This is a genomic window from Nitrincola iocasae, assembly GCF_008727795.1.
In the GTDB taxonomy this organism is placed as follows: Bacteria; Pseudomonadota; Gammaproteobacteria; order Pseudomonadales; family Balneatricaceae; genus Nitrincola; species Nitrincola iocasae.
In genome coordinates this window covers 3,326,416-3,341,533 of sequence record NZ_CP044222.1, presented here as the reverse complement: position 1 = coordinate 3,341,533, position 15,118 = coordinate 3,326,416, and the positions used below count along the sequence as shown (strand labels likewise).

The following is a 15,118-nucleotide window of genomic DNA, read 5'->3' as shown; positions in this document are numbered from 1 at the left end:
TTCTCCTTAAATTTTGCCTTCAAGCATGGCGTAGTATGCGGGGCGTAACATGCGCTCTTTCATTACCCAAACGGTCCAGGATTCTTCTTTTGGATCAATGAAGGAGAAAGTTGGGAGCAGTTTGCTGTCCCAGCCAAATTCAACCAGCATGGCTTTGCCGATACTGGTGATCAGTGGGCAAGAGGTATAACCATTATGGCGAGCAGGCAAGGGGCGGTCCTGCAGGTAGGCGAGGAAGTTCTGTTCCAGTATGTTAGCTTGCATTTTTACGCTAGCAGCTGTTTTGTTACTCGGCATGCCCATGACATCACCAATACCCCAGACATTGGGATAGTTGGGATTCTGCAGGGTTTCACGATCCACTTCCATCCAGTCACTGAAAGGTGAGTCGTCAGCAAACTTCAGCGGGCTGTTTAGCAATGAATCTGGCGCGGTCATGGGCGGGACGACATGAATAAACTCATAATCTTTGCTTTGGTCTTCGGCGTCACGCACTGTGTAAGTGGCTTTTTTCGCATCGGCATCGATTGATTTTAATGTCCAGAAATCATGACGAGTTACGTCTTGCTCAGTAAAGCGTTGTTTGACAAAGTCATTGTAGAAAGGAACGCTAAATAAACTGCCAGACGGCGTCATGAACTCAACATTAAAATTATCACGTTGCCCTGAGTCTTCCAGTCTGGACAGTGTCGTAAATGTCATTTTTAACGGAGCACCGGCACATTTCAACGCTGTAGGTGGTAGGTTAAATAGTCCAGTGCCGCCACCCTTGGCAATCCACTGGTTAATTTCATCCCGGGTACCTTCAGCTTCATCAACTCCTGCATAAACACTGCCGATGCCTTTTCCCTGACCTATCAGGCCAGTATCCATGCCTTCGATACGCTCATAGCGCAGTTGTAAGCCACAGGCAACGATTAAATAATCATAGCTGATGGTTTCACCATTACTGACACTCACCTCATTACTGTCCGGGTTGTATTCAGTGACCATCCCACGTACCCAGTTAACACTGGATGGTAGCCATTCTGCGGTTTTTGTCAGGGCTTTATTTTTATCCCATACCCCTGAAGCGATTAACGTCCATCCTGGCTGATAGTGGTGCGCTTCGCGTGAGTCTATAATGGTAATGCGTGCGCCCTGCAAGCTGCGGGCAAGTCGGTTCGCAATCGAAATGCCTCCGGCACCAGCACCACTGATAACAATATGAGCATTGCTGCGAACTGAGTCTGCGCTGGCATGACCCGCGACACTCAAGACGGGGGCTGCAATAGTTGCACCAAGACCCAGCTTTATCAGGTCGCGGCGGCGTTCATCAGCCGTAGATAGTTTCTTCTTATGGGACATACTGAGCTCCGAATTCATTCTTCTAGTAATCGGTGTGGGCGCGTGCAACTGGTCAGAATTACTGATCAAATTTCATTATAGTTAATGAATCACTAAAGTAAATATAACTAATGTATAATGTGCTTATGCTTTATATGAATAAGAGGGGGCGATTACTATTCAAACCTGGCTTTTCACACATTACTGGTCATGAATTGAAAACTATCGTTATACTAGTGGTATCATCAGGCTGGCGGCGAACTGGACTCAAGCACGCGTGAACCCAAGAAGAATCACTTATTCAGACAAGCATGTTTTACTCATCGAAAGTAGTGGCAATATGCGTGCCACGATCGTTCAGATGTTACGGCAGCTGGGTGTCGTCAACATTAAACCCATCACTGTCAGTCAACGAGTGCTGGAGCTGATACAGCAAGAAAATTTCGACATTATCCTGTTGGGACATAATGCCAGTGATAAAATCACCGGCATTCAGTTGCTTGAAGAAGCACGCTATCGTAATTTTATGCGCCCGACCAGTGGTTGGATCTTCATGACCAGTGATTCTTCTCAACAGGTTATTTTGCATGCCATTGATAGTAATCCGGATTACTTACTGACCAAACCTTTTACAGTAGAAGAGCTTAAGACCCGTATCGATGCTCTGATCGTGCGTAAGCAGGTGCTGCATGATGTCGACCAGGCTGTTGAACAGGGTGATCTTGAGGCAGCCGTACATGCCTGTGACACCATTTCAGTAACCGATCTCAGCTACGACTTTGCCCAGCGCTATAAAGGTCGCTTGCTGTTGTCGTTAAATAAGCCGACTGAGGCTTTGGCCTTGTTGCAGGAACGTTTTTGGCAGACAGCAGATAAAGATACTGGGTTGTTGGTTGCTCAGGCATTGCTGGCACTGAAGCAGCCGGAAGAGGCGATTCAGCAGTTGCATGAGCTAATTGAAAACCATCCCTTGCTGGTGCCAGCGTTAGATTTGCTTGCACAAGCCTACGAGATGCATGGCGACATGGAACAAGCACGGGATGTGTTACATGAGGCCAGCCGTAAGTCACCTTTGGGTATTCCAAGGCAGATGGAGCTCGGACGCATTGCTACTCAGACCAAAGCTTTGGGGCTGGCCGAAGGAGCTTATAAGCGCTCTATCGTTCTCGGGCGTTCCAGTTGCTACCGTTCACCAGAACCTTATCTGCGTCTGGCGAATATTCGCCGATTAGAGATGCAGGATGCCAGTGAAGATCGTCAGATTGAGCTGCATAATGATCTGGATGCTATCTTGAATCATGCTGAATTTTCCTTTCCAAAAGATGAGCAGCTGAAAGTTAAATCCTTACTGGTTAAATCGCTGGTTTATGGTGATCTTGGTAAGCGGGTTAAATCAGATGGCCTCAGACGAGAAGCTGAAAAGCGCAACGCCCAGTTGTCGGATCCCATCGATATCGGGCGTGAGACCCTGGTATTGTCTGGTGATCCGGTGCCAATGCTCGACGAAAGGCCTGAACAGACACAGGTCAGAGCACGTTTGCCCTATGATGAAGCCTTGAGTGACAAGATGAACCGTATGGCAATACGTCACTATATGGCGGGTAAATATGGACAGGCGATGCGCTGCCTGAACATGGCAATTGAATACAACCCGACAAGCGGTTCGGCAATCCTGAATCAGGCCCAGCTTTATCTGGAAGTCGCGCGAGATCAATCTGATCGGCGTGATGAACGTTTGACTATGGTAAGACGCTTTATAAAACTGAGTATTCGTGCTCAGTTAAGTGAGATAGCAAAAATTCGTCAGCATGAACTTTTTTCGTATCTCAAACTGTCGCTTGATCAGCTTCCCAGAGGCTCATTGGGGGTTTTATTGCGTTAACGTTCAAACCTCTCCACAATGCGGATATTACTTAAAGGATATAAAGATACTATGGTTGTGAGTAATATCAGCCGATTTCGTGCAGAAAAAGTAGCCCTCGCGTATTTTCTATTTGCAATGCTTTGGATTTTGACCTCAGACTATTTATTGGGGTTGCTGGTTTCTGATACGACCTCTCTGGTTTCCCTGAGCACCTATAAAGGGATTCTATTTGTTACAACTACATCGATCCTGCTCTACTTGGTGCTCCGAATCTGGGTTCGCAACCCGGTTGAAAAAGAGGAAAAGAGGCAGGATTCAAAAGGCCTGGTATTTGTATTCTGCGGCATGGCTTTGCTGGTGCCGCTGATTGCCTTGAGTCTGCTGCGTATTGCAGTACCTCAGGCGTTGGATAGAGCCGCCGTCAATGTACAAATGATTGCAGCGATGAAATCAGAACAGCTTAACGAGTGGCTAGCCAAGCAGGCAGCACAAGCCGATAGGGTAGGTGATGACCAGGCGCTGGCCAACTGGGTAGAAGCCTGGCTGGAAAACGAAGACCCTGGTGCTGTTGAATACCTGTCAGACTATTTGCAGTACCTGCATAGATATGATCAGTTTGATGGCGCTTATCTACAATCCTTGCAGGGCTCATCAACGCTTTACAGCGGCGAATTCCAATCGATCTCTGAGCTTGATTCCTTTAAACAACAGGCCATTAACCAGGCGCAACCTGTATTTACCGGGTTAGTTGAGTTAGATGATGGCTTAAGCCTGTCCTGGATAGTGCCGATTATTAAGCCAGGTGATTCTACTCAGGTAGTTGCTTTGCTGGAGATGAGAGTTGATCCTGAAACACGCTTGTTTCCACAGATTTCCAACTGGCCAATAGCGAGCCATACGGCAGAATTATTTCTACTGCAGCCATTGCAGAATACCAATGCACGCCTGCTAAGCCCTGTACGCCATGCTGACTTGCCGGTTTTGTCTGTGCTTGATGACTATAAAGCGGCGCCTGCAAACCAGGGTGGAGGTTTTGAAACACATAGCTATCATAAACAAGCGGTCATCGCTGCGCACAGGCCTGTTCAATATGGCTGGATACTGGTTGCGCAACAGCATCGCCAGGAAGTGTTGTCACCCGTGTATATGATGGCTGCCTGGCTCGGGCTGTTGGCGTTGGCAACCATGATTAGCGTAGCGTTTGCTTTACGTCTGGTGTGGCAGCAGAATCGCCGACTTCAACAGACCGCCTATGAAATGCAGGCGGCAGAAAAAGATAAATTACTACTCAAGTTCTTTGAATTACCTTTTGTCGGCATGGCCATCACTGATCCGGAAACTGGACGGTGGATGCGTTTTAATCCTGAGCTTTGTCGTTTATTGGGTTATAAAGAGCAGGAACTAAAAGAGCTGACCTGGCAAGCCGTGACGCATCCAGATGATTTACAGGCAGATCAGCAGGCCTTCGAGCGCATGCTATCGGGTGTGATTGACAGCTACACTTTGGAAAAACAGTTTGTTCGAAAATCGGGTGTGGTCTTTACCGCTTTGATGAATGTTTGTTCTGTAAGAACTGAGGATGGAAAATTACAGCATTCAATTGCCACTATTCAGGATGTTTCCGATCAAAAACGTTATGAAGCCGACATACTTCATCAACGTGACCTTTACAATACGCTATCAGAAACCAATCAGGCCATCATTCGCTGCACACACTTGTCTGAGCTTTTTGCAGAAGTCTGTCGGATAGCCGTTGTGAATGGGAAAATGAATTATGCCTGGATTGGAGAGATTGGTGCTAAGGGCGTTAGATTACTGGAAGCGTTTGGTCAGCAGTCGGATGATCTGCAACCCTTGCTGAATGGTGAAGTTCAGCCTATGCCTGAAACAGGTCCGCTGCGACAGGTTTTTGAAACTGCACAACCGGTTATTCTTAATCATGCCCCTGATCAATCCGCGTATGCTTGTTTTCCTGTGCAAGGAGATGGCAAGGTGATTGCCTTGCTCAATTTATATGCTGATGATGCGGGGTTTTTTAGCCATGATATTATGGAAACCCTGTCAGAAATGGCGGGTGATATAGGTTATGCCATCCGCTTTATTGAACAGGAAGAGGCACTGAAGGCGGCTGTGCAGGTAGTTGAAGCAAGCCCCGTTGTGTTGTTTCGCTGGGAAAATAAACCTGGCTGGCCAGTGACCTATGTGTCTCAGAATGTTAGCCGTTGGGGTTATAGCGCTAACGAGTTTCTGCAAGGCACTATTGATTACAAGGACATAGTACATCCTGATGATCACCTGTGGCTGGATGATGAAGTCACCCGCTACCTTTCCCAGCAGCGTGAAGAGTATGTTCAAGAGTATCGTATTGTTAAGGCAGACGCTCAGGTGTTATGGGTTGAAGATCATACGACAGTATTTTATAACGCTGAGGGTGACGTGCAGGTAATTGAAGGTGTGGTGACCGATATTACGTCGCGTAAAACGATCCAGCAGCGCATTGAGTTCCTTGCGCGTCATGATTCACTTACCAGTTTGCCAAATCGTGTTGATATCCTGACCAGTATCGAAACACGGGGTAACGTACACACTGCCTTGTTAATGCTGGATCTTGATCGCTTTAAAGATGTGAATGATAGCTTTGGCCACCGAACCGGTGACCAGTTGCTCTGCCAAGTGGCGGAGCTATTACGTAAGGTGTGTCCGAAAGATGGCTTGCTGGCACGATTTGGTGGTGATGAGTTTGGTCTGTTGATCGAACGTGATCGTCCCGGCTTGGAAGCCTTGGCTGAAACGTTGATCGAAGCCTTGCGTACACCGATTCAGTTGCCTCAGGGGATGGAAATACGTATTGGAGCCTGTGTTGGAATAGCGCGCCTGACAGAAGCGGATGACAATGCAGAAGAGTTGATGCGACAGGCCGATGCCGCTTTGTATAAAGCTAAAGAAGCCGGACGTGAGCAACTGCGTTTCTATTCCAATGAATTGACGCGAGCGGCATTGGCCCGGCTAAACATTGAAGCGCGGTTACGATCCGCGATCACAGAAGGTCAACTGGAAGTTTTTTATCAGCCACAAATTAATATACAGACAGGCCAACTGATGGGGGCGGAAGCGTTGCTGCGTTGGAAAGACCCACTGCAAGGCTATGTATCTCCGATGGATTTTATCCCTGTAGCTGAGCAGAGTGGTTTGATCCATCCTATAGGTGAATGGGTAATGGAAGAGGTCTGTAAAGTGGGCAGGACTTGGTTGGACAAGGGCTACCCGTCACTGATGCTGGCCGTCAATCTGTCGTCTTATCAGTTACGCCATGGCGATGTTGTATGTATGATCAAAAAACTATTGGATAAGTATGACTTTCCAGCCAGTGGCCTTGAAGTAGAGCTGACGGAAAGTGCACTGATGCGCCGTGAAGATGAAGCTGAGCAGGTTTTTGAAGCCTTGCAATCCATGGGTGTTTCACTGGCGATAGATGACTTTGGTACGGGTTATTCTTCGCTGGCTTATCTGAAAACCTTCCCTCTGGATGTGCTGAAAATAGATAAAAGTTTTATCGAAGATCTTGAGAATAGTGCCGATGATCGGGAGATCGCTGCGGCGGTAATTGTTATGGGCCATACACTGGGTTTGAAAGTGCTGGCCGAAGGGGTTGAAACTACAGCCCAACTGGCATTGCTGCGGGATCTGGGCTGTGATTATTATCAGGGCTATCTGAAAAGTCCCGCAGTTCCAGCGTCTGAGTTTGAAGCTTTGTTCCTGGCGAGTTAACGCTGGCTGTTGCGCGATGCTGCAGCCAGGTAAGTAGTTCACAGTGAGTTCACAAATAGCGCTTAGCTGACGGCAAGATTGGCAAGATGATTGTCCCAATGAACTGAAAAATGTGTGGATTCACTGATTAGCTGTCGTTGCAGGGTTTGCGCATTCAGCCGGTATAAGCGTCCTAATCCATTACTGACCAGAAACTCAGCTGCTTGATGAGTTTTGGCCAGTCCACAACCGTCCTGCACTGGTAGTGCTTTTATAAATTGACCTGTCTGCATATCCCACAGGGTAATCAGGTTGCCCCTCGGTGCCGAAACGGCTGCATAGTTTCCTGATGCGTCAAAGCAGGCACTACCACCATATTGTTGTAACTGACTGTGCACTTCATCTGGAAGCGCTAGCGGCTGTATTGGTTGTCCTCGTCGATGACTGGCAAACAACGGGACACGGTCAGCCGGATGTCCTTCATATTGCATTGCCATGATAACCTGACCGGATGCGGATAGATCGATATGTCGAATACCGGATTGATGAAACTTGCTGGCTAAGCGTACTTGCTCCAGGCATTCGCCGGTGTGCATGTCAACATAGGCGAGCGAAGGGTCCATACTGTCAATGTTCAGCTTGACCCGCCCATCTGTTTGAATGCCACCATTGGCGATAATCAGAGTTTGTTGATCTGTGCCGATACGTAGCTCATGTGGACCTATACCGTAGGTGGATAGACGTGCAACGATGTTAAAATCCTGGTCAATGGCACGAACCACTATTTCACCGAATTCACTGTGCATGGATTGCTCAGTGGTGAGTAACCATTGTCCATCTGTGCTGATCTGGGCATGACCACAAAGCTGTGAGTCGGCGTCGCAGCGGATTTGTTTGACCCGTTTTTGTTGCTGGTAGTCAATAACGTCCAGGAATTGGCCTGGGCGCCTGGCAACAGCAAATAGCCAGGGATACTCAGGGTGTGTAGCGATCTGGTGCGCTCGCTCCGGCAAGGGGTGGCGCATCAGTTCACCAGCCTGCAAATTGAATAGATGCAAGTAGTATTGGCCATCCTGTCCTTGGCTGGCAGAGGCGTATAGTGGTTCAGCGGCGGCGGAGGCCTGACTTGCAAAGTTCGCCAGTATAACCGGTGTGGCGGTAAGCCAGCCTAAAAAATGTCGTCTGTTAATCGCCATCTCTACTGTTAAACCCCAGTTGAATATTGAGTGTATACATGGCTGTATTTAGATCTGTGTGCAATTGTTTTAATCCATCAGCTACATCTGATAACTGTTGATATTGCCTCTCAGATACGTTGTTTTGCTTAACTTCATCCAGACTATCCAGTTGTGCTTTTAGCGCGATGAATTGTTGCTCCAGTGTATCTGCAAGTGCGGGCTCATCGGCCTTAACCAACAGCTCTTTGACACTGATGGGTTGTGAGCCACTGTAGAGTGCATGCAGTGCGTCCAGGTTGGCACGTAAATTACCGATGGATTGTTCGCTGCGCCAGGACTCACTGCGCTGCCAGCGCACACGGTCATAACTGTCACCCAAAGGCGCTAAAATTTTATTATCACGCAGGGCTTCAGGGGATTCGGCCAGTGACTTCATTAGTAAGGTGGCCGCATCAGCATGCAGGTCAAAATAGTTATTGTCGCCGGCACCGAGCATGCGCTCGCGCATAGTGGACCATTCAGAATGAATTTCAACAGCCATTTGATGCACGTGGCTGGCAATACCTTGCGCCAAGCGGCATTCAGCACTCATGCCTGACAACGTCTCTATGCCGGTGTCATTAAATAATATGCGCTCGAGAGCCGGGAAACCTTTAACACTGATGCTGGCATGGCTGAAGAATTCAGCATTATAGTCAGTTGAAGGGTCGGCCAAGGCCTCTCTCAGTTGTGAACTACCCGTGTTACGCTTGTCGGGCCAGTACTGCAGAGCAAAGTTACGCATGAGCAGTGTCACTGGGCCAAAGTTAATGTGTTTGATGCTTTGCCAGTCATGCATCGCCTGGCGGTAACTGGCTTGAGTGGTTTGTAATTGCTGATCATCGGGCTGCAGGCATAACTGTTCAGTATCTGCAGCAAGTCGAGCCGTGCTGTTTGCTAACTGCTGGTAACCGGGTATGACCTGTTGGTCAATAATCGCGCTGTTCAGCTGCTGCCAATCCTGCTCAGTTGGAGCATCTGCCAGTGCCAGGTTGGCGATGAGTAAGCAACTGATCGCCAGTACCCAGCGGAAGCGTTGACTTGATCCTAGTGTATCGACTGCATTCATAGCGGGTGCTCTTCAATTATGTTCTTAGACTGTAAAGCTACAAAGATTCCAGAAAGGCGATCAATGCATCTCGCTGAAGCTTGTTCAGTTGGGTAAAGCTATTACGTGCCGCTAGAGCTTCGCCTCCATGCCAGAGGATGGCTTCAGTCAAGCTGCGAGCCCGGCCGTCATGTAGAAAGTGCGTGTGGCCACTGGTCGCTTGTGTCAGGCCAATGCCCCACAAGGGTGGTGTACGCCACTCGCGTCCATCGGCATTAAATTCAGGCCGATGATCAGCCAGTCCTTCACCCATATCATGCAACAACAGGTCGGTGTATGGCCAGATTTTTTGCTTGGCACGCCCTTCGGGTGCATCGGCTGCAGTGATGTAGGAGGGGCGGTGGCAGGCATTGCATCCCAGCGCATAAAACTGCTCACGCCCCTCTGTCACGGCAGGCTCCAGGTTATTTGAGCGAGCGGGGACGGCGAGGTGTTGAATGTAAAGCTCCAATGCAGAAACGACTGCATCAGACGCTTCAACATTATCCAGGTGAGGACTGTTGCCATCCGGTGCCTCTCTGCAGAGGGTTTGTTGTTCGGTGCAGCCACCAGATCCCGCTGGATACATACGGGTGGATATACCTATGTCCTCGTGAAAGGCGGAATTGTTTTGCTGTTTAATCGTTGGGTGTCCAGCTTTCCAGCCAAACCGGCCGATAGTGGTCACTTGTCTGTCAATATCCCATACCCGATTAGCCTTGCCCGAAATGCCATCATTGTTAAGGTCATCAGGATCTTCTCCGGTTAGGATATCCTCGTCACTGATTGCTTCCAGCAGGCCCAGGCCAATCATCTGCGGTGCGATGCGTGCAGAAAAAAGGGTGTCAGGGTGTAGCGGGCCATAGTTTAAATCTGTGATGCTATAGCTGGGATTTCGTAGCGTCAGGGTTTCCCCATCAGCAAAACTAAAAGGAATTTCATCATAGCTCAGGTTTAAGCGGCCTTCTGCCGGAATTCCCTGAATGGAAAAATCCTGGAGTTGAGTTCCATAGGTGGGCTCTGGAATAACCCCTGACTGCCCTGAATTCAATGCTTGGCTGTGTTGATCAGTTGCAGCTGGAATACTCAGGCGCAATAACATCGACACAGCATTATAGTCCGCTTGACGGGTGTCGGGTGCATGGCCACGCCCATTGTTGGTGTGACAGCGCAGACAGGAACGTGAATTGAACAGTGGTCCCAGGCCATCACTGGCTTTAGTTGAAGCCGGAGCAGAGACCCAGATTTTTTTGAACAGGCTCCTGCCCAAGGTGAACATCATCTGTTCATTATCGGATAGCAGGGCTGAAGGATGAGAAAAGGCCTTGGCGTTACGCGGCACTTGCACCGTCGTTTCACCGCCTGGTTGCAACTCGGATGCCGGGTAGGCAGGCGTGCTGTTGGCTGCCGTAGAGGCAACCAACAGCAGACTGAATCCCAGTGCATTCAATCTGAATTGATACATGCGTGATTCTTAGCCGTTAATAACCATATCAGGGTTGTCCAGACTGTCGGAACCTTCCAGTTCGATCGCGTCCAGCTCAAGTGCACTGATAGCTTTCTCAATAGAGCGGGTCTGTGTTGTCAGCGAGTCAACCAGCTGTTGTACCAGCGCATTACCTTCGGTATTTCCGGCACCAATCAGCACATCAAAAGTGTTGCCTTGTGCAGCCGCATCGACAATCGCTTGGGCAGCAGCCTGCGTTTCGGAAAGTTCGGTTGACAGCTGTTGTTCAACTTCAGGTGCGCTTGATCTCAGCATATCAGCCAGAGATGCGCCTTGAACAACTGAGCCGTCGACACGGGTATATTGCCCCTGAAATACGTTGTTGATCCCCAGTACGTCGTAGAAGTGAGAGTTGTGAGTGTTGTCAGAAAAACAATCATGCTCTTCTTCCGGGTCATGCAGCATCAGACCGAGTTTGGTACGTTCACCAGCCAGTTCGCCATAGGACAAGCTGCCCATACCGGTCAGAATTGTTGCCAGTGCACCTTTTTCGCCTTTTTCAACTAGCTCTACACGGGCTTCGCCACCCTCTTTCCAGTTATCGGCCATCTCTTCCAGGTCAGAAATCAACAGGTCTGTCGCCACTGTCAGGTACTCTCGGCGGCGGTCACAGTTGCCACCGGTGCAGTTTTCCAGACTGAAGTCGGTAGCAGGTCGTTCACCGGCTCCGGTTTCAGTACCATACAGATCCTGCCCCCAGAGCAGAAACTCGATGGCGTGATAGCCGGTTGCAACGTTGGCTTCAATCTCATCGATTTCGTGCAGGGTTTCTGACAGGAGTTCGGCGGTAATTTCTGTTGTATCAACTGTTTCATTACCCAGTTGAATGGAGGTGTTAGCAATCACGTTGGCGGTGTAGAGTGCATTTTCATCAGACATATCGCCATAGCTGCTACCGTCAACATAATCAATCAAGCCTTCGTCGAGAGGCCAGGCATTAACGCGGCCTTCCCAGTCATCAACTATAGCGTTGCCAAAACGAAATACTTCGGTCTGCTGATAAGGGACGCGGGATGCAATCCAGGCTTCGCGGGCTTCCTGAAGCGTTTCTTCGGTGGGGTTAGCTAGCAGACTATCGATTTTGTTCTTGAGCGCTTGTGCGGTGGTGACAGAGTCGCTGTAGCCAGCTTCTGCTATGTCGGCATAGGTTTTTAATACAGCGGCAGGATCCGCGGCCATGGCCTGGTGTGTGGCACCTGCTAAAGCGAGCCCTACGTAGAGCAGACTGAGTGTACGTTTCATAATGATCTCCCGTGTTGGATTAGATAAATATCCTATATGATAATCATTACTGTTACAATTAACTATGTTGTTAAGTTTTGTTGATGCATGATCTGTATCATGTTTTGCTGCCAATTACCGGTATATAGTGCTTTTCTTGGCAAGTGTTTTACGGCGCTGTAGAAGTGAGTGGGGAATGAAATGAAAAAAGTAAACGTAGTAAATCTGTGTGGGTTAGCTTTATTGCTGGCAGCATATAGTGTGCTTATGCTGCCCGCCTTGGCTGAGGATTCCGTGGTTACCGGTGCATTATCCAAAAAAGAGCAGTTAGGACAGTCTTTATTCTTTGATCCTGGTTTGTCACAAACTCGCAGTCAGTCCTGCGCAACCTGCCATGCGCCGGATAAGGGGTTTTCAGATCACCGAGGAGAAGGCGTTGCGGCGGCTGTTTCTCTGGGTGATGATGGCAAATCTCTGGGAGACCGGAATGCTCCTGCTATTGGCTATGCAGCTTTCATCCCCCCGTTTCACCGCAATGCAGATGGGGTGTATGTGGGAGGGCAGTTTTGGGATGGTCGCGCATCTACGTTGACAGATCAGGCAGAAGGACCTCCGCTTAATCCTATTGAGATGGCACTGCCAGATAAACAGACCCTGGTGGCTCGATTAGAACAAAATCCCGTCTATCAACAGCTATTTACTGAGGTCTATGGTAACGATATTTTTAACAATGCCGACTCTGCCTATAGAGCAGCGGCTGATGCGATTGCCAGCTTTGAGCAGACCTCAATGTTCGCCCCTTTTGATTCAAAATATGACCGTTATCTGCGAGGCGAGGTTAGCCTGACACCCGAAGAAGATTTGGGGATGACCCTGTTCTTTTCGCAGCAGTTTACTAATTGCAATCTATGTCATCAGTTGCAGTCTTTGCCGGGTAGCGAGCAGGAAACCTTCAGTAATTATGAGTTCCATAATATTGGCGTTCCTGAAAATACGGCTTTGCGAGCATTAAATGCGGTGCAAACACCGGATGAAGGGCTTTTGGCGCATCCGGAGGTGACAGATCCACAGCAGCGGGGTAAGTTCAAAACACCAACATTGCGTAATGTGGCAGTAACAGCACCCTATATGCACAATGGGGTTTTCAAAGATCTGCGTACGGTGGTGTTGTTCTATAACAAGCACAACAGCCGTAAGGTGTCCATGCAGATTAATCCGGAAACCGGTGAGCCTTGGCAAGAGCCTGAAATAGCTGAAAATATCTCTCTGGAAGAGCTGGAAACGGGCCCCGGACTGGATGATCGGCGTATAGATGCTTTAGTGGCGTTTCTGGAAACCCTGACGGATCAGCGTTATGAACATTTATTGGCCTCCCCGCAGGGACTCGAACCCCGATCTGACCCTTAGGAGGGGTCCGTTCTATCCGGTTGAACTACAGGGAGAAGGCGCGGCGGGTATTGTACTGAGAATCGGGGTGGCTGACCAGTGTGTGAGGGGTTAGGCTTTACCTATACTACGTTGCGCTGCGTAATTGCCTTTGCTGCCAGCCGGATCATAAAGCACATTGGAGCCTTGCTGTCCTTGTAATAGGGCCAGTAGCTGGTCAACGTTTTGCTTGCTGCGGGATAGAATCTGTTCGTTACGTTTGCTGGTTGCGCGAACGTTATGGAGCTGTTGCTTTAGTTGCAGCCAATCAGCTAAAACAGCTTCACGCAGGGAGGCAGGAAACTCAGCGGAAAAGCTCTCAAAACCGGCCTCAGAAGGCGAGAAGCCTGCCAGTGTTAATGTCTGATTGCGTTCGCGAATATTGTTTTCAATCTTGAGCAGTATGTCATGCTTATTGCGGGTAGTTTGCTTTAGTCCTTCAAGATCACGCTGTTCCAGTACCGCGTGCTCTTGCTCAAGAATTTCTTGGAGCGAACTGAAAAGCAAACAACCCTGATGAGTCAGGGTTGCAAACTGTTCATAGAGATTTGTAGGCATAGAGTTGATCAACTAAAAAGTTTTTCGAACTGTAATAGTTTATCGGCAACGCGTTCATTGCTGATATTGTAGCTACCATCTGCAATAGCGGCTTTTATCTCAGCCACTTTTTCGGCATTAAAATCCGAGCTGTCATCAGCCTGTAATCTGGCGGACTGCAGAGCCTGTGCTGCATCACTAAGACGAACAGTATCCGCTTTAGATGCGTGTGTATTGTCAGCATTACCCTTGTTTTCGGGCTTGGCAGATGTTTGTTCTGCCTGTTTGCCGCGGGCGGCTGTCGTCTGGTTTGAGGACAGGCCGTTCAGTTCAATAGCCATCCTGAATCACCTCGTAATCTGGTTATGCTGTAGTTATCGGTCAGCCGTTTATTTTCTTTAATGTTTCTTTAATGTTTTTTTAATATTTTTGCGGCTGCACAGCATGAATTCACACAGTATAGCAAAAACAGGCTATTAAGGTACCTGAACAACACCTGGGGCAGTGATGACTGCACGTATCTCTATGCCGGTTTGTTCGTTTTTGACGCGTATTTGCTCGCCTGTCAGGCCATCCTCCAGCGCTATGCCTGAGGTTCTGATAACCAGCGATCCGCGCCTGGACTCAAGTGATACCTGATCGCCCCGGGATACAGCCAGTGCACGTTCAATCATGCGCGACGAGATAACCTCGTCGCTGCCCATTGGGCGCCTGACCTGCTTACCGACAACATCCTGCTCGCGAGTGAAATAATCACCATTCATGCGTATCACATTCTGCTCGACTAAGCGTATGTCAGAAGGTGCTATGCGGCTGTTGCGAGATAAGGGGCGACTTGTCACAATGACATCAACGAGTTGGCTTACTTGGGCGGTAACAAACAAGCTCCAGAAAGAGGGAGTGTGGCAGGTTACTTTCGCTGTAACCCGCTGACCACTGTTAAACGGTAGGCTGATTTCGAGTGGTGCCTGGCAGCGGGGCAGGTCCAGAGCAGGATTTACAGGATTAATTGTTGCTTCAATCCGGCTTTCTGGTAATCGTGTGTTAAACTCATGAATGAGGGTGTCATGAACCTGTTGTTCGATATCTTCAGGCAGCATTCTAGCGTTAGCCGCAGTTGCAGCCAAAAAATTAACCAAAAACAATGCAACTAGTGTTAAATTAACAGTATTCACGCGTTTCCTGTT

At 48.8% G+C, this 15,118-nt stretch carries 11 protein-coding genes and 1 tRNA gene; 3 read left to right on the top strand and 9 right to left on the bottom strand.

The window, feature by feature from the left end:
* Nucleotides 1-6: 6 nt before the first annotated feature.
* The gene (locus tag F5I99_RS15385) at nucleotides 7-1,347 is read right to left on the bottom strand and encodes an NAD(P)/FAD-dependent oxidoreductase (RefSeq protein ID WP_151057507.1); all 1,341 of its coding nucleotides are present in this window, start codon (nucleotides 1,345-1,347) and stop codon (nucleotides 7-9) included.
* Between the two features lie 256 nt (nucleotides 1,348-1,603).
* Here F5I99_RS15385 and F5I99_RS15380 point away from each other — a divergent pair, with 256 nt between their 5' ends.
* Entirely contained in the window at nucleotides 1,604-3,208 is a 1,605-nt protein-coding gene (locus tag F5I99_RS15380; RefSeq protein WP_225307435.1) for a response regulator, read from the top strand.
* A 51-nt stretch (nucleotides 3,209-3,259) separates the two neighbouring features.
* A complete protein-coding gene (locus F5I99_RS15375) occupies nucleotides 3,260-6,958 on the top strand; it encodes a sensor domain-containing protein (RefSeq protein WP_191905869.1) in 3,699 nt (1,232 codons plus the stop codon).
* Nucleotides 6,959-7,020: 62 nt separating this feature from the next.
* On the opposite strand, the gene F5I99_RS15370 is transcribed toward F5I99_RS15375, so the two are convergent.
* From F5I99_RS15370 to F5I99_RS15355, 4 genes are read right to left on the bottom strand one after another with little or no spacing between them, the layout of a single operon-like run.
* Nucleotides 7,021-8,133: a DUF1513 domain-containing protein gene (locus F5I99_RS15370; RefSeq protein ID WP_151057503.1), complete on the bottom strand. Its 1,113-nt coding sequence runs from the start codon at nucleotides 8,131-8,133 to the stop codon at nucleotides 7,021-7,023.
* Nucleotides 8,123-9,223 carry an imelysin family protein gene (locus F5I99_RS15365; protein WP_151057501.1) on the bottom strand — a complete coding sequence of 367 codons (1,101 nt, stop codon included), beginning with the start codon at nucleotides 9,221-9,223 and terminating at the stop codon, nucleotides 8,123-8,125. The genes F5I99_RS15370 and F5I99_RS15365 overlap by 11 nt, the downstream gene beginning before the upstream one ends.
* Before the next feature lie 37 nt (nucleotides 9,224-9,260).
* Nucleotides 9,261-10,706 carry a di-heme oxidoreductase family protein gene (locus tag F5I99_RS15360; protein WP_151057499.1) on the bottom strand — a complete coding sequence of 482 codons (1,446 nt, stop codon included), beginning with the start codon at nucleotides 10,704-10,706 and terminating at the stop codon, nucleotides 9,261-9,263.
* 9 nt (nucleotides 10,707-10,715) lie between these two features.
* A complete protein-coding gene (locus F5I99_RS15355) occupies nucleotides 10,716-11,990 on the bottom strand; it encodes an imelysin family protein (protein ID WP_151057498.1) in 1,275 nt (424 codons plus the stop codon).
* Nucleotides 11,991-12,170: 180 nt separating this feature from the next.
* On the opposite strand from F5I99_RS15355, the gene F5I99_RS15350 reads away from it, so the two are divergent.
* Nucleotides 12,171-13,376 carry a cytochrome-c peroxidase gene (locus F5I99_RS15350; RefSeq protein ID WP_151059254.1) on the top strand — a complete coding sequence of 402 codons (1,206 nt, stop codon included), beginning with the start codon at nucleotides 12,171-12,173 and terminating at the stop codon, nucleotides 13,374-13,376.
* On the opposite strand, the gene F5I99_RS15345 is transcribed toward F5I99_RS15350, so the two are convergent.
* From F5I99_RS15345 to flgA, 4 genes are all read right to left on the bottom strand, one after another.
* A tRNA-Arg gene (locus F5I99_RS15345) sits at nucleotides 13,336-13,411 on the bottom strand. The genes F5I99_RS15350 and F5I99_RS15345 overlap by 41 nt on opposite strands.
* Before the next feature lie 55 nt (nucleotides 13,412-13,466).
* The gene (flgN, locus tag F5I99_RS15340; protein ID WP_151057496.1) at nucleotides 13,467-13,952 is read right to left on the bottom strand and encodes a flagellar protein FlgN; all 486 of its coding nucleotides are present in this window, start codon (nucleotides 13,950-13,952) and stop codon (nucleotides 13,467-13,469) included.
* Between the two features lie 8 nt (nucleotides 13,953-13,960).
* The gene (gene flgM, locus F5I99_RS15335) at nucleotides 13,961-14,272 is read right to left on the bottom strand and encodes a flagellar biosynthesis anti-sigma factor FlgM (RefSeq protein WP_151057494.1); all 312 of its coding nucleotides are present in this window, start codon (nucleotides 14,270-14,272) and stop codon (nucleotides 13,961-13,963) included.
* A gap of 135 nt (nucleotides 14,273-14,407) precedes the next feature.
* Nucleotides 14,408-15,106: a flagellar basal body P-ring formation chaperone FlgA gene (flgA, locus tag F5I99_RS15330; RefSeq protein ID WP_151057492.1), complete on the bottom strand. Its 699-nt coding sequence runs from the start codon at nucleotides 15,104-15,106 to the stop codon at nucleotides 14,408-14,410.
* Nucleotides 15,107-15,118 lie beyond the last annotated feature (12 nt).

Coding starts and splice junctions, on each gene's coding strand:
- F5I99_RS15355 (WP_151057498.1), bottom strand. CDS start 11,990: ATGAAACGTACACTCAGTCTGCTCTACGTAGGGCTCGCTTTAGCAGGT.
- F5I99_RS15385 (WP_151057507.1), bottom strand. CDS start 1,347: ATGTCCCATAAGAAGAAACTATCTACGGCTGATGAACGCCGCCGCGAC.
- flgM (WP_151057494.1), bottom strand. CDS start 14,272: ATGGCTATTGAACTGAACGGCCTGTCCTCAAACCAGACGACAGCCGCC.
- F5I99_RS15365 (WP_151057501.1), bottom strand. CDS start 9,223: ATGAATGCAGTCGATACACTAGGATCAAGTCAACGCTTCCGCTGGGTA.
- F5I99_RS15350 (WP_151059254.1), top strand. CDS start 12,171: ATGAAAAAAGTAAACGTAGTAAATCTGTGTGGGTTAGCTTTATTGCTG.
- F5I99_RS15370 (WP_151057503.1), bottom strand. CDS start 8,133: ATGGCGATTAACAGACGACATTTTTTAGGCTGGCTTACCGCCACACCG.
- F5I99_RS15375 (WP_191905869.1), top strand. CDS start 3,260: ATGGTTGTGAGTAATATCAGCCGATTTCGTGCAGAAAAAGTAGCCCTC.
- flgN (WP_151057496.1), bottom strand. CDS start 13,952: ATGCCTACAAATCTCTATGAACAGTTTGCAACCCTGACTCATCAGGGT.
- F5I99_RS15360 (WP_151057499.1), bottom strand. CDS start 10,706: ATGTATCAATTCAGATTGAATGCACTGGGATTCAGTCTGCTGTTGGTT.